Annotated in this window: 16 protein-coding genes; 8 read left to right on the forward strand and 8 right to left on the reverse strand. The window is 57.7% G+C overall.

Annotated elements, in window-relative coordinates; translation table 11 throughout:
• The 3 genes from GOW40_RS06260 to GOW40_RS06270 form a co-directional block, all read right to left on the reverse strand.
• A complete protein-coding gene (locus GOW40_RS06260; protein WP_171132794.1) occupies positions 1-1,794 on the reverse strand; it encodes an ABC transporter ATP-binding protein in 1,794 nt (597 codons plus the stop codon).
• Between the two features lie 181 nt (positions 1,795-1,975).
• Complete coding sequence (locus GOW40_RS06265; RefSeq protein WP_171103077.1) at positions 1,976-2,677, reverse strand: response regulator transcription factor; 702 nt, start codon at positions 2,675-2,677, stop codon at positions 1,976-1,978.
• Entirely contained in the window at positions 2,677-4,542 is a 1,866-nt protein-coding gene (locus GOW40_RS06270; RefSeq protein WP_171132910.1) for a PAS-domain containing protein, read from the reverse strand. The genes GOW40_RS06265 and GOW40_RS06270 overlap by 1 nt, the downstream gene beginning before the upstream one ends.
• 179 nt (positions 4,543-4,721) lie before the next feature.
• Between GOW40_RS06270 and GOW40_RS06275 the strand changes: the two genes are divergently transcribed.
• Genes GOW40_RS06275 through GOW40_RS06290 form a run of 4 tightly spaced genes read left to right on the forward strand, consistent with a single transcriptional unit; the run spans position 4,722 to position 8,639 of the window.
• Positions 4,722-5,846 carry an MlaE family lipid ABC transporter permease subunit gene (locus GOW40_RS06275; RefSeq protein ID WP_171132795.1) on the forward strand — a complete coding sequence of 375 codons (1,125 nt, stop codon included), beginning with the start codon at positions 4,722-4,724 and terminating at the stop codon, positions 5,844-5,846.
• Position 5,847: 1 nt separating this feature from the next.
• The gene (locus GOW40_RS06280; protein WP_171132796.1) at positions 5,848-6,663 is read left to right on the forward strand and encodes an ABC transporter ATP-binding protein; all 816 of its coding nucleotides are present in this window, start codon (positions 5,848-5,850) and stop codon (positions 6,661-6,663) included.
• Between the two features lie 6 nt (positions 6,664-6,669).
• Positions 6,670-7,986, forward strand: a complete 1,317-nt coding sequence (locus GOW40_RS06285) for an MlaD family protein (RefSeq protein ID WP_171103072.1) — start codon at positions 6,670-6,672, stop codon at positions 7,984-7,986.
• A complete protein-coding gene (locus tag GOW40_RS06290; RefSeq protein ID WP_171103071.1) occupies positions 7,983-8,639 on the forward strand; it encodes an ABC-type transport auxiliary lipoprotein family protein in 657 nt (218 codons plus the stop codon). The genes GOW40_RS06285 and GOW40_RS06290 overlap by 4 nt, the downstream gene beginning before the upstream one ends.
• A 17-nt stretch (positions 8,640-8,656) precedes the next feature.
• Here GOW40_RS06290 and GOW40_RS06295 read toward each other — a convergent pair whose 3' ends face one another.
• The gene (locus tag GOW40_RS06295) at positions 8,657-10,237 is read right to left on the reverse strand and encodes an FMN-binding glutamate synthase family protein (RefSeq protein ID WP_171132797.1); all 1,581 of its coding nucleotides are present in this window, start codon (positions 10,235-10,237) and stop codon (positions 8,657-8,659) included.
• 210 nt (positions 10,238-10,447) lie between these two features.
• On the opposite strand from GOW40_RS06295, the gene GOW40_RS06300 reads away from it, so the two are divergent.
• Both GOW40_RS06300 and crcB read left to right on the forward strand, forming a co-directional pair.
• Positions 10,448-10,843: a CrcB family protein gene (locus GOW40_RS06300; RefSeq protein ID WP_371731821.1), complete on the forward strand. Its 396-nt coding sequence runs from the start codon at positions 10,448-10,450 to the stop codon at positions 10,841-10,843.
• Positions 10,840-11,199 carry a fluoride efflux transporter CrcB gene (gene crcB / locus GOW40_RS06305; RefSeq protein WP_171132798.1) on the forward strand — a complete coding sequence of 120 codons (360 nt, stop codon included), beginning with the start codon at positions 10,840-10,842 and terminating at the stop codon, positions 11,197-11,199. Before GOW40_RS06300 ends, crcB begins: the two co-directional genes overlap by 4 nt.
• Positions 11,200-11,203: 4 nt before the next feature.
• Here the strand turns inward: crcB and GOW40_RS06310 are convergent, their stop codons facing one another.
• The 4 genes from GOW40_RS06310 to GOW40_RS06325 are packed head-to-tail and all read right to left on the reverse strand — an operon-like array spanning position 11,204 to position 15,090.
• Entirely contained in the window at positions 11,204-11,530 is a 327-nt protein-coding gene (locus tag GOW40_RS06310; protein ID WP_254444342.1) for a cytochrome o ubiquinol/quinol oxidase subunit IV, read from the reverse strand.
• On the reverse strand, positions 11,523-12,155 hold the full coding sequence (locus GOW40_RS06315; protein ID WP_171132799.1) for a cytochrome c oxidase subunit 3: 633 nt from the start codon (positions 12,153-12,155) through the stop codon (positions 11,523-11,525). Before GOW40_RS06315 ends, GOW40_RS06310 begins: the two co-directional genes overlap by 8 nt.
• Complete coding sequence (locus tag GOW40_RS06320; RefSeq protein ID WP_171132800.1) at positions 12,152-14,242, reverse strand: cbb3-type cytochrome c oxidase subunit I; 2,091 nt, start codon at positions 14,240-14,242, stop codon at positions 12,152-12,154. Before GOW40_RS06320 ends, GOW40_RS06315 begins: the two co-directional genes overlap by 4 nt.
• Complete coding sequence (locus GOW40_RS06325; protein ID WP_171132913.1) at positions 14,239-15,090, reverse strand: cytochrome ubiquinol oxidase subunit II; 852 nt, start codon at positions 15,088-15,090, stop codon at positions 14,239-14,241. The genes GOW40_RS06320 and GOW40_RS06325 overlap by 4 nt, the downstream gene beginning before the upstream one ends.
• Between GOW40_RS06325 and GOW40_RS06330 the strand changes: the two genes are divergently transcribed.
• A complete protein-coding gene (locus GOW40_RS06330) occupies positions 15,089-15,394 on the forward strand; it encodes a hypothetical protein (RefSeq protein ID WP_171132749.1) in 306 nt (101 codons plus the stop codon). The two genes, GOW40_RS06325 and GOW40_RS06330, sit on opposite strands and share 2 nt — an antisense overlap.
• Positions 15,318-16,550, forward strand: coding sequence for a lytic murein transglycosylase (locus tag GOW40_RS06335; protein WP_171132801.1), 1,233 nt, complete (start codon positions 15,318-15,320; stop codon positions 16,548-16,550). Before GOW40_RS06330 ends, GOW40_RS06335 begins: the two co-directional genes overlap by 77 nt.
• Positions 16,551-16,735: the final 185 nt, after the last annotated feature.

A 16,735-nucleotide genomic window follows, 5' to 3' on the forward strand; every position in this document is an offset into this window, starting at 1 on the left:
TTAAGGCATGTTTTCAGCGGTTTCTTTTTTCTTCTGCGGGTTTTTGAATTGTTGGTCAAACAACCGACGGAACGCTCCGTTTTGTTCGATCAACTGGTCCAGAGTTCCGCGCTCGATGACCTCACCATCCTGAAGGACCATGATGGTATCCGCTTGCAGCACCGTTGAAAGACGGTGCGCAATGACGATGGTTGTGACATCCTTGGTCAACCGGTCCAACGCCTCTTTCACCAAGGCCTCTGACTCGGCGTCCAGGGCGCTTGTCGCCTCGTCCAACAACAGTATTTCTGCCTTGCGCAAAATCGCCCGCGCGATTGCCAATCGTTGTTTTTGACCACCAGAGAGGAAGGCACCGTTCTCGCCAACTTCGGTGTCATAACCGTCTTTGAGGCCAGTTATGAAATCATGCGCATGAGCGGCACGGGCGGCTTCGATGATTTCTTCATCTGTCGCATCCGGCGACGCATAACGCAGGTTTTCCATAATAGTGGTCGAGAACAGGAACGTGTCTTGGCCCACATAAGAGATCTTGCGTCTGAGCGACGCAAAGCTGACATCCTGCAAGTTCTGGCCATCGATTTCCACAGTACCCGAGTCCGGGTCGTAAAAACGCATGATCAAACCAAATACGGTTGATTTGCCTCCGCCAGACTGACCGACCAAGGCTGTTGTCTTGCCCGGCTCAAATGTCAAATCCATATCTTCGATGATCTTCATCGACCCGCTATAGCCAAACGACACTTTGTTAAAACGGATCTTGCCAGGGCCAGAGCGCAATTCGACCGGATTGACGCTTTCTTGCATGGTGTCTTCTTCATCAAGCAACTGAAGCATCATGCGCACAGGTACCATCGCGGTTTCGATCACCACGCGCATCCTAGAAAGGCGTTTGGCAGGTTCATAGGCCATCAAAAGCGCGGTAATGAACGACATCAACTGCCCGGCGGTTGGCGGTTCGCTTCCAGCCAAACCCATGGTTGAGACGATCAAGACACCAGCAACCGCGACACCAGCCAGAAACTCCATAAGCGGGCTGGCAATGGATTGCAGTCTTGCGATGTCGTTGGCCCGCTTTTCAACAGCTCTGATCGCGCCGTCCATACGCTCGGCCATATGGCTTTCAAGCGCAAATACCTTGATGACCCGTATGCCACCCGAGGTTTCCTGCAACACGCGGATAATCTCGGACATCGCCTTTAGTTCGCCTTGCATGATGGAACGCACGCCACGCAGCAGCTTACGAACGGCAAACATCGCAACCGGACCCAAGACGAAAAACATCACCGAAAGAACAGGCTGCTGGTAGACCATCACAAAGACAAGCCCGACCAGGGTAAACGCGTCGCGCACAAAACTTGTGACGATGACATCGACCAAGCGTCTTGCGCCCTGCGCCCCTTGAGTGACCCGCATCAACAGGTTCGAGGATTCAGTGTTCGAAAAGAAATCGAGGCCCCTCTGCAATAGCTTGTCGTAGAGGATCTCTTGCTGAACCGCGACAATCCGGTTGCCAGCACGCGCCAGGAAAACTGCCTGGACGTAACTTGCGACGGCCTTGGTCAAGAACAACAGCACGACACCGCCGGCTATGAACAAGACCTGTGATCGCATTTCCGGGGTTGTCATCACATTGATGATGTTTTCCATCATCCACGCGGTTCCGGCCGTGGTAACGGCAACCACGATCATCGCGATAATGGCAATACCATAGAGCCATCCCTGAGAACGCAAGCTGTCGCCCACGATACGCCCCAGAGGTGTCGCCCGCCATTTCGTCCAGGCCTTCGTGATCATTCAGATCTCCAGTATTGTCCACTCAGCCGGTTGAGTGGTGGCCGGAAAACCGACCGTCTTGCCTTCGACATCCGTTCGCCAAGTGAACGGTTGCGTCTAGTTATGCTGGTGACACGCAATATTCCAGTGCTTAGATTTTGATACGTTGCGCAAGCAACACATTCCTGAGCACGAATTCGCTTCATTGCCAACTGACATCGCCCAGGAAAATATAACCCGCACCGTATATCGTTTTGATAAGGCGCGGGTTTTTGGGATCTTCGCCCAATTTCGTGCGCAAACGCGAGATCCTGACATCCATCGCCCGATCAAAGCTGTCGCCAGCACCGCCACCCAGCATTTCCTGCATTCTGGCGCGGCTGATCAGGCGTTTGGGGCTTTCCAGAAACAAACGCAGAACTTCGCCTTCGGCATGGCTGAACGGAGTCTCGATGCCTTGCGCATCAATCAGGACATATCGGTCGAAATATGCACTCCAACCGTTAAAAGTGGCGATGTCCGAGTTTTGCACCGCCGGTCGCGCCGAACGCAGGCGTGCTCGGATGCGGGCAACCACTTCGGTGGGATCAAAAGGTTTGGTTATATAGTCATCCGCCCCCAGCTCCAGCCCGGTGACCCGGTCCTGAACCTGCGCGCGGCCGGAAATGATGATGACCGCGGCCCCCTGTTCCAACGCAAGCCGATGCACCAGCGCAAGCCCGTCGGTATCGGGCAAGGACAGATCGACAAGGCAAACATCCGGCGTCACACGTTTCAGCGAGGCTTCGAACTCGCGCGCCCGGGAAAAGCTTTGGGTGCGGAACCCAGCCTCTTCCAGGGCCTCGGTCAGAATGCGCCTTATCTCGGGCTCATCATCCAGAATCGTTACCAGCGGTTGCGTCATCAATGGCCCTCGGTTCGGATCAGCGCTGACAATTGCTCAGCCGCAAAAGGTTTCTGCAGAACGGGCGCCATGGCAAGCGCACGCTGGTGGAGCGGGTCGGAATAAGGCAGCGATGTCATCAGAATGCAAGGCAAACGTCCCCCCATCTGTTCGACAAGATCAAGCCCGGTGCCCGCCCCTTCCAGCCTGATATCCGACAGGATCAACGAGATGTCTTCGATATCAGTGGTCAGGGCCATCGCCTCCTCGACCGTGGTCGCCTCGATCACCGAGCAACCGATCTCAACCAGCATATCGCGAAACTGGTGGCGTAGCTCGTCTTGGTCTTCGACCAGTAGCACCAGACCAGAGGTTGCGGGCATGGCTGGACGATAGGGCAAGCGGATGACAACCGACGCGCCGGAAGGCGTGTTGCGCAAATGCAGATCACCGCCCGCCAGTTTGACCGTGTCATAGACCATAGGCAGCCCCAATCCTGATCCATCACTGCCTTTGGTGGTGAAAAACGGGTTCAGCGCCTGGTCCAAGGCGTCGGCAGAAAAGCCGGGGCCGGTATCCGAGACAGTGATCTCGGCCCAGATGTCCCCAACCGCATGGGCGCTGACAGTGATCTGACCCGAAGGTCCACAAGCATCTTTGGCGTTCAGCACCAGGTTCAGCAGTGCATCCTGCACCATGCCGGGATCCAGCATCAAAGGCCGGTCGGGCAAGGTGTTGACCACCGACAACCCCACCCCGCGCGGCAGCGAAGGTGAGGCGAGCACGCGCAGGTCCTCTAGCAGCGCACCCATATCGGTGGCTTTGGGATCCGGGGTGCGGTTGCCGGTCATATCCGCGATCCGGTTCAGCAGCTGGCCACCACGGCGGGCTGTGGCCTGCGTGGCGGCGACCAGTTGACCAGCCTCGTCCGGAAGCCCCATCTTGGCCAGCTTGGATTGCATCCCCAGAATGATGGTGAGCAGGTTGGAAAAGTCATGTGCCATGCCGCTGGTCATCTGGGCCGCCAATGCCCGGCGGCGGGTTTGCTGCAAGGCAACGCGGGCCTGGGTTTCTTCGGTAATATCCACCGACATGATATAGACGCCACCCTCTCCGTCCGGGCTGAACGACACCCGTAAACGGCGTGAGTTCTGCGCTTCGGTGAACTCGAAAACCGAGGTTTCGCCTTCATAGGCCTGTTGCAGATGCGGCAAGACGCGTTGGTAGGCGTCCGTGCCCAAGGCCTGTGAGATATGCAGCCCGACAATGTCCGAAGGCCGCCCGGGCATGACCGAGCTAAGCCGCCGGTTGGAATAGTCGTAGCGGCCTTCGGCATCCAGATGCGCGATATGGGCTGGCATCATCTCGGTCGTCATGCGTGTGCGCGCTTCGATCTCGGTCAATTGCCGCTTGGCTTCTTCCAGCGCTTTGTTGGTGGCAGCCAGTTTGCGGTTGCTGGCCGAAAGCTCTTCGGCACGGGTCAACAATTGGCCCGAGAGCACTTCGGATCTGGCGCGCAAGAGATCTTCAGCCTGTTTGGTGCGGGTGATATCGGTATAAACCGCCACCCAACCCCCCGTGGGCAGCGGTGCGCCCTCGATGGAAATCACCTGACCGTTGCGGCGCGTCCGTTCCATGTAATGCGGCTCGAAGGCAAGCGCTTGCTGCACCCGGTGCGTCACAAGCTCTTCGACATTCTGGTCGTTCCCGTATTCTCCACGCGTCGCCAGATAGTGGATCGTATCGCGAAACAGCGCACCGGGTTGGACCAGATGGTCCGGCAGATCGAACATTTCCTGAAACCGCAGGTTGCACAGAACCAATCGCAGCTTGCTGTCATAGATTGACAGGGCCTGCCCAATCAGGTTCAGACCCGCGCTTGTCATGGCTTTGACGCGTTGTTCGGATATCCGCACGGCACCCCCCTCTTGGTTTATGCCTAACACCAGTTTTGCGACAGGTGTAGGGGCACACCTGTCACACCAGTGCCCCAACCCGGGTTTGAATTCAGGGCAACCCGGACAAAGCCGTTGCAGTTCAAGGGGGTTTTCCCTCAGATGGCACCATGACACGGCCTTCAATAACCACGGAAACGGACGCATCCGGCCCCTTGGTGCGGATCGCAGGAGATCTGCTGACGCAGTCGCTGGATGCGGTCGAAGGTGCGTTCCGGTCGATCAAGGCCGATGGACCCCAAATGCGGTTGGATTTCTCCGAGGTACAGGCACTGGACACCGGTGGTGCCTGGTTGGTGGCGGATCTGTCCCGGCGCGCACGGGCTGCGGGCACACAGGTGGAGTATCTGGGGTTACAACCGGCCCATGCCTCATTGATCGAAACGGTCTCCAAAAACATCCCGGAAGAGGCCGGGGTTCAAGCTCCGCCACGCGGGTTCATACCGTGGGTAGCGCGGATCGGCGAACGGACTGTCGGCGGCTGGCATGACACGCTGTCAATCCTTGGGTTTCTTGGCCTGACCCTGCACCGATTGGTCCGCACGCTGATCATGCCGTGGCGCCTGCGCCGCGCGGCTTTGTTCACGCAGATGGAGCAGACCGGGTTCAAGGCCTTGCCCATTGTGACCCTGATGGGGTTTCTGATCGGGGTCGTGCTGGCCTTTCAGGGCGCCACGCAGCTCAAACAATTCGGTGCCGAGATTTTTGTGGTTGAACTGATCTCGATCTCGGTTCTGCGGGAATTGGGCGTCTTGCTGACCGCTATCATCGTGGCAGGCCGATCCGGTTCGGCCTTCACCGCGTCAATCGGGTCGATGAAGGTTCAGGAAGAGATTGACGCCATGCGCACGCTGGGACTGGACCCGGTCGAGGTGCTGGTCGTGCCACGCGTGCTGGCCTTGCTGATCATGCTGCCGATCCTTGGCTTTGTGGCTGATATGGCGGGCCTTATCGGCGGCGCATTGATGAGCTGGATTGACCTGGGGGTCAGCCCCGGCATGTTCCTGACGCGGCTTAAGGAAAACACCGGAGTGGCCCAATTGGCAGTTGGGTTGATCAAAGCCCCCTTCTTTGCGCTTGTGATTGGCGTGATTGCCTGCTGGCAGGCAATGCAGGTGCAGGGGTCATCAGAAAGCGTCGGGCAGCGCACCACCGCCTCGGTTGTGCAGTCGATCTTTATGGTGATCGCGCTGGACGCGCTGTTCTCGATCTTCTTCTCCGAGATTGGGCTGTGACATGGACGGGACCGTGATTCAAACCAGCCACAAATCCAGTGCGCAGCGCGAGGCCGTGATCAAGGTCCGCAACCTGACCAACCGGTTTGGCGAGCAGGTGGTGCATGACAATTTGAACCTGGATGTCTGGCGCGGCGAAGTGCTGGGCGTCGTGGGGGGGTCCGGTACGGGCAAATCGGTGCTGTTGCGCACGATTGTGGGGCTGAACAAGCCCGCGGCTGGCAGTATCGAAGTGTTGGGCGTCGATGTTTTGAACGGCCCGGAATCCGAGCGGCAACGGATCGAGAAAAGCTGGGGCGTCGCCTTTCAGGATGGCGCGCTGTTTTCGTCGTTGACCGTATTGCAAAACGTCATGGCCCCGCTGCGCGAACACACCCGCCTTAGCGAAAGTCTGATGGAATCGCTGGGCGGGCTCAAGATCAGCCTTGTTGGTCTGCCGCAGTTCAGCTGCAGCAAGTTTCCGTCGGAGTTGTCGGGCGGCATGCGCAAGCGCGCAGCATTGGCCCGGGCCTTGTCTCTGGACCCCGAGATCGTGTTTCTGGACGAACCCACCGCTGGTTTGGATCCGATCGGTGCTGCCGCCTATGACGACCTGATCGGCGAGTTGCAAGAGGCACTGGGGCTGACCGTTTTCATGGTAACCCATGATCTGGACAGTCTTTATGCGATTTGCGACCGCATCGCGGTGCTTGCGGAAAAACGCGTTTTGGTTGAGGGTCCGATTGAAGATATGACCAAAGTCGATCACCCTTGGGTGCAAGAATATTTCACCGGCCCCCGCGCCCGTGCGGCGCAGGAAAAGGGTCAGGACAGGTAAGAGGCAATGGAAACCCGAGCAAACTATATCCTGATCGGCGCCTTTACACTTGGGGGTATTCTGGCCGCGTTTGGCTTTTTCCTGTGGCTCGCCAAATTCGAAGTGACCCGCCAATATGCCTATTATGACGTGCTGTTCGACAATGTCTCGGGCCTGTCTGCGGCAGGCGGCGTGAACTATAACGGCCTGCCTGTTGGTCAGGTCATCGCGTTGAACCTTGATCAGGACGACCCGTCGAAGGTGCGCGTTCGGATCGAGATAGATGCCGAGATTCCAGTAAAAGAAGACACCATAGCGCAGTTGCAATCTCTGGGTGTAACCGGCGTTGCATATGTTGAGTTGTCCGGGGGCTCTCCATCAGCCGAACGCTTGCCGCAAAATAGTGTGATCAAAAGCAAACGCAGCACCATTCAATCCCTGTTTGAAGGTGCGCCCAAGGTGCTGGATGAGGCGATTACGCTTCTCGAGAACTTGAATTCCATCGTAGATGACAAGAACCGCAAATCGGTCTCGGACATTCTCGACAATATCGCTTCGGCCTCGGGGCGTTTGGACAAGACCTTGTCAGATTTCGAAACCCTATCAGGAGATTTGGGCAACGCCGCGCGCGAGATCGGGGATTTCACCAAACGCCTAGACAGTCTAGTTGAGAAGGCCGAAACCACCTTGACCACCGGGACCGATACGCTGAACAGCATCAAGGATGCCACCGACACCGCAAAAACGACGCTCGAAACAGCCACTGGCACGCTTGAGACAACCGAACGGGTCATCGAGCAGGACATTCGCCCCTTCATCGCACGGGCCTCGACCCTGGCAGAAAGTCTGACCACGCTGTCTGACGAGGGCCAGGTGGCCCTGGGCGTCGCGACCGAGACCATTGCCAATGCCAATACGACCTTGGGGTCGATCAATCTGGCGATGGACAGCGCGCAAGGTACGCTGGACTCTGCCAAACGCGCGTTTGACTCGGCCAACCGAGTGTTGGACGAAGACATTTCCGAAGTTGCTGCAGACATTCGCAACGCGGCAAATCAGGTCGCAGAAACCGTCACCAATGTCACAAGCAAGATCGACGAAATTTCCGACGATATCCTGAGCGCATCGCAATCGGCGTCCGAATTGCTGGGTACGATTGACGGAATTGTTCAGGACAATCGCCGCCAAGTGTCAGATTTCCTGCGTGTCGGCCTACCGCAATTCGTCCGGTTTATCGAAGAGTCCCAGCGCCTGGTCATCAGCCTCGACCGATTGGTGGACAGGGTCGAAAGCGACCCCGCACGCTTCTTGCTGGGCACACAAGCATCGGAGTTCCGTCAATGATCCGGCCTCTTATTGTCACTCTGGTTTTGGCGTCGCTGGCCGGATGTACCGGCTTGGATACGTTGCGACAGGCGTCCAAGCCCAATGATCTGTATCTTTTGACACCCAAAAGCACGTTTTCATCATCGCTGCCGCGGGTTCAAAAGCAGATTGTCGTGGCCGAACCAACAGCCACGGCTGCCGTGAACACCGATCAGATCGCAATTCAACCTACCCCGCTTCAGGTCCAATACCTGCCGCAGGCGCGATGGGCTGATCGCGCGCCCGCCATTGTGCAATCGCTGTTGGTGGAGAGCTTTGAAAACTCCAAAAAAGTGTCTGCCGTAGGGCGGTCGACAGTTGGGTTGCGGGCGGACTATGTCGTCTCGCCCGATTTGCGCGAGTTTCAGGGCCATGTTCTGACCAACCCCGATGGCAGCACCTATATCCAGATCAAAGTACGCTTGAATATCAAGATTATCGACGAGTACGAAGACAAGATTATCGCATCCGCCTCGTTCGAAGAGAATGTAACATCAGCCAGCGACCAGACCCCGGATCTTGTCCTTGCCTATGACCAAGCATTGGGCGGTACAATGCGCGATGCTGTGGAATGGAGTATCCGCAGGATCAATACTCATGCGGCCAACAACCCGCGCGGGGTCGAAAGCTGACCCCACGGGCTTTTGACCTAGAAATGCCCCGGCGACGCTTGCTCCCACGCGGCAGCATATGTGGCTGAGACATCGCCGTTCAGCAGCGCGCCGTCCTCCAACAATTCATACATCTCGGCATAGCTCTGTTCGCCCTCATCCGCCATGCGGCGACGGATATCGGACGGGTGCAGCTCGTCCACCGTGGCTTTGCCCATTGCCCCCAGGATCTCGCGGAAGCTTTCCAGCGTTGCATCGTGATAGCGCTGCACGCGTTGGCGTTTCTGCGGTACATTGACCGCCTGCCCCCGGATCGGGTCTTGCGTGGCCACGCCAGAGGGGCAGCGATTGGTGTTGCAATGCAGGGCCTGAATGCAGCCGATAGCAAACATCATGGCACGGGCCGAGTTGCACATATCGGCCCCCAGCGCGAATTTCTCGACCATGTCAAAGCCCGTCGCCACCTTGCCCGAGCAGATGATCCGCACCTTGTCGCGCACGCCGATCCCACGCAGGCAGTTGTTGACGAATACCAGCCCTTCGTTCAACGGCATACCTAGACGGTTGGTAAACTCGACCGGCGCCGCGCCCGTGCCGCCCTCGGCCCCGTCAACGGTGATGAAATCGGGCAGGATCCCGGTGTCCAGCATCGCCTTGCAAATCGCCATGAACTCGGACGGCTTGCCGATGCACAGCTTGAATCCCACGGGTTTACCGCCCGACATCTCACGTAGATGCTGCACAAATTCCATCAGGCCAGTCGGACCATCGAAAGCCGAGTGGATGGGCGGCGAGATCACGTCCTGATGCATCGGCACGCCCCGAATTTCGGCGATCTCCTCATCGACCTTGGCGGCGGGCAACACGCCGCCATGGGAGGGTTTGGCACCTTGCGACAGCTTGATCTCGATCGCTTTGACCACATCCTTTTGCGCCTTTTCAGCAAACTTGTCCTTGTCAAAGCCTCCTTCAGGCGTTCGACATCCGAAATAGCCGGTTCCGATTTGCCAGATGATATCGCCACCTTCGGCCAAGTGATGCGGTGATAGGCCGCCCTCGCCCGTGTTGTGGGCAAAACCACCATCCTTGGCACCCCCGTTCAGCGCCTTGATTGCATTGGCGCTGAGCGCGCCAAAGCTCATGGCGGACACGTTCAGACGCGAGGCATTATAGGGCTTGTCGCATTGCGGTCCGCCCAGAAGCACACGTTCTTCGCTTTCATCCACATGTTTGGGTGCCAGCGAGTGGTTCGCACGGTGATAGCCCACATCAAGAATGTCATATTGGGTGCCAAAGGCCTGCGTATCCACCTGCCCCTTGGCCCGTGCGTAAACCAGCCCGCGCACGATCCGGTTGAACGGGCGGCCGCTTTCATTGGTTTCAACGAAATACTGGCGGATTTCGGGACTGACAAATTCCAGCATGTACCGGAAGTGACCCAGCACCGGATAGTTATTCAGCACGTTATGTTTGGTGGTCAGGATGTCATAGGCCCCGATCACCACATAAGGCAGGATCAACACCAGCAGCCACAGGATCGGCGCCCAGAGCAGGCCCAGCAGCAGGGTTATCGGCAAGGCCAGAAAAGCCACAGCAAAGTAAATTCGACGAACGATCATCCCAATCCTCCTGGGGTATGGCGAGGACCGCATCCCCGAACGTTTACGGCCTTTCAATACGGCAAGGCCCTGACCAGAGGGTGAACAGTTTCCTGTGACAAGGCAAGGGTTTGTCGGGGTTCAGCCGCAGAAACCAGTGTGCGCTTTGATTGATCCGGCCCAAGACACGCGTTATGCCAGCTTGGGCGTGGATCACAGCAGGGACAAGCCGTGGCAACCATCGGGCCGAAACTTGGGATGTACTCAGCCGTCTTTGTCGGAGGCGCGGCCGGATCGCTGCTGCGCGAACTTTTTTCGCTGCAAATCCCCGGAGCGCCGTTTCTGACCGCCACGTTCGGGATCAATATCGTAGCCTGTTTCATTCTAGGCTGGCTGTTTGCCATTCGCCACAAGGTCCACGCTCATGTCCTGCATCTGGGTGCGGGCGGATTTTGCGGAGGATTGTCCACCTTCTCGTCCTTTGTGGCCGAACTGGCGCGGCTGGCCGAGATCGGCCCAAGCCCGGTTCTGATCGCCATACTGGCCGAAATTGCCTTGGGTCTGGGGGCCGCCGCGGTCGGAGAGCGCCTTGGCCGTAGCTTTCACAGCAAAGGCGATGTTGGATGAGCGCGCTCTATCTGCATGCGATCTTTGCGATCGGCGGTGGGCTTGGCGCTGTTCTGCGTCATTGGCTGGCCCAGCAGATTACAAGTGATTTGCCCATTGCAACGTTGATCGTGAATGTTTTGGGCAGCCTTATCCTGGGTCTTTGGGTCGGCTATCAGGGCGGTGCACAGGGCATCAGCCCCGAAGAAAGCCGCCTGATCTTTGGCTTTTGCGGCGGGTTCACGACCTTTTCCAGCTTTGCCTATCAAACGCTGGATCTGCATCAAAACCGCACCTTTGCCCATGCGGCGGGCAACATCCTGCTAAGCCTTTTGCTGTGCTGGGGCGCGTTGTGGCTTGGCTTGGTTCTGACCTGAGCGATCACATCACGTGCATATGCATCCGCACGGCCAGATTGCCCAGAATCCAAACTGTTCCCCCGATGATGATCAGCAGAACAAGGGTTGAGAACAGGATCAGATCCAGATCCTCGCGGCTGCTGCGGCGGCGGTCGATATGCAGGAAATAGACCAGCTGAACCACCAGTTGCGCCAGCCCCAGAAGCCCTATGGTCAGATACACACCGCGTTTTTCGATTCCAAACAAGTAGGCGATCCCGAAAACCACAAGTGTAAGGAGCAACGATCCGCCATAGCCGATCACATAGCGGCGGCGCTCGCGGCGGTGCATTTCCGAGCTGTTATCCATAAGCCAGACCTCCGAAATACACGATGGTGATGATGCCGATCCAGATCAGATCGAGGAAGTGCCAGAACAGGGCCAGCCGCACCATGCGCGACATCAGCAAATCGGTCAGGCCCATCATGCGCAGTTGAATGCCCAGCACGATCAACCAGATACACCCCGCCGCCACATGCAGCCCGTGCAAGGGCACCAGCCCATAGAACGCCGACAAAAAGCCGCTGCGTTGGGGGATACCACCCTGCGCAGCCATGTTGACGAAATCGCGGATCTCAAGAACCAGAAAGCTGATCCCCAGCACCAGCGTCACCCCGAACCACAACACGATACGCGGGCGCGGCAGGTTGTATTTCAACGCCAGCATCGCCAGCCCAACCGTCAGGCTGGAGGTCAGCAGGATCATGGTCTGCGCAAAGATGCTTTTCAGATCGAACAGCTCATGCGGGCCAGGCCCACCAGCCTGCGCGTCGATCATGGTGATATAGACGCCGAACATCAGGCCGAAATAGACCAGATCGCTCATCAAAAAGACCCAGAAACCGAAGGTGACCACCTCGGTTGCCTTGTCGGCACTGGCATGGTTTTCGCCCAGGTTGATCCCCGGATAGCTGTGTGAAGGCGCGCGCTTCATGTCACGGCCTCCATATCCGGTCGGGCGAGGCCCTGGTTTTCCGGGGCTGTTTCATGGTCGCGATCCACCGCTTGCGCGCTGTGCACCAGCGCCAACCAGGCCTCATGATCTTTGCGGACTTCTTCGGCGGGGATGATCTCTTCGGTGTTGGTGTCAAAGCTCCAAAGGATAACGGCCAGCAGCATCGTAAGCGTCATCAGCGCGGCCAGCCACCAGATCCACCAGACCAGGGCAAACATCCAGACACCACTGAACACACACAGCAGGAACCCGATGCCGGTATTGCGCCGCATCTCGATATCTTCGTAAGCGTCGGGCGTTGGGTAAGCCTGCCCGCGTTCCTTGGCAGCTGCGAAATCGTCCCGATCCGTGACCTGTGGGATGATCGCAAAGTTATATTCGGGCGGAGGGGACGGGATCGACCATTCCAGCGTGCGCCCATCCCAGGGGTCGCCCACAGGAACGCGCGTGCTGTCACGGTCGCGGATGCTGACCCAAAGCTGCACCAGGATCGACAGCAGCGCCCCCAGAATGACCAGAGCGCCAATGACCGCCACGATCATATAGGGGTGGAAACTGGGATCCTCCCAACTGAAAGAGCGGCGCGGCATCCCCATCAGGCCCACGAAATAAAGCGGCAGGAAGGTCAGCATGAAGCCAACCGTCCAAAGCGCCACGCTGATGCGCCCCCAGCTTTCGTTCAATCGGAAGCCAAAGGCCTTGGGGAACCAGTAATTGTAGGCCGCAAGCAGCCCAAACAACACGCCGGGAAGCAACACATTGTGGAAATGGGCCACCAAAAACAGGGTGTTGTGCACCTGATAATCAACGGTCGGATTGGCAAGGATCACACCGCTGAGCCCGCCGATCACAAACAGCATCAGGAAGGCCAGACCATAGAGCATGGGTACCGAGAACCGGATCCGCCCGCGCCAGAGCGTGGCCATCCAGTCATAGACCTTTACCCCGGTCGGAATGGCAATCAGCATCGTTGCGATGCCAAACACCGCATTGATCAGGGCGCTTTGGCCCATGGTAAAGAAATGGTGCAGCCAGACGGTAAAGGACAGGATCGCAATCGACATGGTGGCAATCACCAGCGAGTTATATCCATAGAGCCGTTTGGCCGAGAAGGTGGCGAAAATCTCGGAATAGATCCCATAGGCGGGCAGCACCAGCAGATAGACCTCGGGGTGGCCGAACAGCCAGAACAGGTTGGCATAATTCATCATGTTGCCGCCCAGATCATTGGTGAAAAAGTGGAAATCCAGATACCTGTCTGCCGCCAGCAACAACGCGGCAACCCCCAAAGGCGGCATCGCAAAGATGATCAGGATCGAGCTGCAAATAATCGTCCAGCAATACATCGGCAGACGCGTGAACTTCATCCCCGGTGCACGCAGCTTATAGATCGTTACGGCAAAATTGATCCCCGTCAGGGTGGTGCCTATCCCTGAGACGACAATGGCCCAGATCCAGTAATCAGGCCCCACACCCGGATTAAACGCAGCACCGGTGAAGGGCGGATAGGCTGTCCACCCGCCGGTCGAGAACTCGCCCACCACCAAAGACACCATCAGCATCATGCCCGCCGAAACCGTCAGGCCCAGCCCGATCTGGTTCATCACCGGAAAGGCCACATCACGCGCGCCGATCATCAACGGCACAACATAGTTCGCCACCCCAAAGACAAAGGGCACGGCAACAAAGAAGACCATGATGGTGCCATGGGTGCTGAAGAGCTCGGCGAAATGTTCCGCCTCAAGGAATCCGTCGCCGGGCCCTGCGGCCTGTTGCGCGCGCATCACCACGCCTTCCAGCACACCGCGCGCCAGCATCACGATGGCAAAGACGATATACATGATGCCGATCTTCTTGTGATCCACACTGGTCAGCCAATCGCGCCACAATGGACCCCAGAGGCGGAACCAGGACAAAAGCCCAACGACAGCCACCACTCCGACAACAACAATTGCAGCGGCGGCGTTGGCGACGATCTCATTGGCGCCGGGGTTCTGGATCAGACCAGCGATGGGAAAGGCATCCCAGGTTAGCCGCCCAAAGAAACCACTGTCGGTAGAGGTCATTGGCCAAACTCCGTCGTGCCCGGTTGGTCGGCGACCGCCAAAGGCTCACCGCTGTGATACCGGCGCAGAATGCTGTGAAACAGATCGCCTTCTTCTAAGGTGAAATACAGCGCGTTCAGTGGCATCTGTGCAGTGCCCAATGCTTTTTGTGCCTCATCCCGGTCCGTCCGCATGGCCAGAGTGCGATAGGTCTGATCGGTCAGCGGAATGCCATTTGCGCGCACACTTTCGACCCATGCGTTGAAATCCTCGGGCTGCATGGCCTGGGTTAGAAACTTCTGCTTGGTAAAGCCGCGCCCGGTATATTGCGTGTTTTCACCTTGCATGGTCTTGGGCGTATCAGCCACCAAATGCAGTTGCGTGGACATGCCCGGCATTGCATAGATCTGACCGGCAAGGGCTGGGATCATAAAGGATTGCATGACCGTATCGGTGGTGAGTGTCATCGCCACCTGTTGTTTGATCGGGATGCCCAGCTCTCCCACACTGGCGATGCCCAGATCGGGATAGATGAACAGCCATTTCCAATCGAGGCCAACCACCTGCACCCTCAGCGCAGGTTCTTCTCCGAACGACGCGCTGTAGGGGTCCAGCCGATGGGTTGCCTTCCACAGGTAAAAGGACAAGATCGCCACGATCACCACCGGCACGCCCCACATCAGGAATTCCAGCCGCGCCGAGAAATCCCATTCTGGCCGATAGGCAGCCGCGCTGTTTTTCCGGCGACGGTACCGCAACGCAATCAGAGGCACGAAAACCAGAACAGGTATAACGGCGATCAGGATCAGCGCTGTGGCACGGAGCAGATGGGTTTTCTGGACAGCAGCAATCGGGCCTTGCGGGTCCATGAAACTGTCGCTGGCCAAAGCCAATTGCACCGAAGCGAAGACGATAAGTAGGCTCGCGGCAAGCACCCCAAAGGCAGGACTTTTCCGGAAATACACCACGCCTGCGCGCCTCCCTTACCTTCTCAAAATCACTGCAACTATCGGCAGAGTTTCGGATTTTCTCAAGGCTTTTCGCGCCGGGCCCGGATGTGTTGACATCACATTCGATGTAACCGCATTTTTCTTGTATGCGTTTGGGCCTTTTCTTTTTGTCTTTGATCTTGTGGGCAAGCTGCGCTGCCGCTCAGGATCGCGCGGCGATTGAGCGTCAGTTTCAAACCTGGCTGCAAGAGGAGGTGTGGCCCCGCGCAAAGGCAAAAGGCGTGTCGCGGCGCACCATGGAGCAAGCCTTTGACGGGGTGACGTTGAACTGGAAACTGCCGGATCTGGTTCCACCCGGCACGCAAGCCAGACCCTCTGAACAGTCGCAGGCCGAGTTCGGCTCGCCCGGGCGCTATTTCAATGCCAACACGGTGCAAGGCACGACTGCGGTGGGGCGGAAGATGACGAAGCGTCATGCATCCGTTCTGGCGCGTGTCGAGGCGGACACCGGCGTGCCCGCGCGTATCCTGTTGGCGATCTGGGGCCGTGAAAGCGGATATGGGCAAGTGTCGATCCCTCATGACGCCTTTCGCGTGCTGGGCACCAAAGGGTTCATGAGTACGCGGGCCGCGTATTTCACTACCGAATTGATTGCAGCCCTTCAAATCGCCGAAGCAGGGCATGTGGACCCGCGCAACATGAAAAGCAGTTGGGCGGGTGCTTTGGGACAGCCACAGTTCATGCCGTCGAATGTGCTGGCTTATGCGGTGGACGGCAATGGCGATCGTCGCGCCGATATCTGGGGCTCGGCCGAGGATACACTCGCCTCGATTGGAAATTACCTGAAACAACACGGCTGGGTTACCGGGCGCGACTGGGGGTTCGAAGTTGTCGTGCCCGCCTCCCTGTCTTGTGCGCTGGAAGGGCCGGATCAGGGGCGGAGCATTCAGGAATGGGTCGATCTGGGCGTCACACGCATCTCGGGCCGCCCGTTTCCGGCGCATGAGTTGCGGGGGGAGGGATTCTTGATGATGCCTGCCGGTCGCAATGGACCTGCATTTGTGGTCACCCCGAACTTCTACGTTCTCAAAGACTATAATTTCAGCGACCTCTATGCGCTGTTTGTGGGCCATGTCGGGGATCGGATTCAATATGGCATTGGTGATTTCAAAGCCGGTTGGGCGGCTGTTGGGGGGCTCGACCGGTCCGATGTTGCGGCAATGCAGTTGGCTCTAGAGCAGATGGGCCATGACGTTGGCGGTGTCGACGGCCTGGCGGGTTACAAAACGCGCCGTTCGATCGGGCGCTGGCAAGAGGCAGTGGGCGAACAGCCTACATGTTTTCCCGAAGCTGAAATGAAGAGAAAGCTAAAGCCTTGAAGCAACCCGCCAGTGGGTAGAATCAAGCCGGGACCGAAGGGTTTTTCGGGAAAACCAAGGCAACAATTCCATTGAACCCAAAGAACGGTGCGCAAATCAGCCGCGCATCGTTCTCATTTCGGAAACAGTATTCCATTCTGCCTTACGCATAGGGAAAGGAACGAGTGTATTTGAAGGGGGGAAAC

It is taken from the genome of Ruegeria sp. HKCCA6707, from assembly GCF_013033515.1.
Classification (GTDB): Bacteria; Pseudomonadota; Alphaproteobacteria; order Rhodobacterales; family Rhodobacteraceae; genus Ruegeria.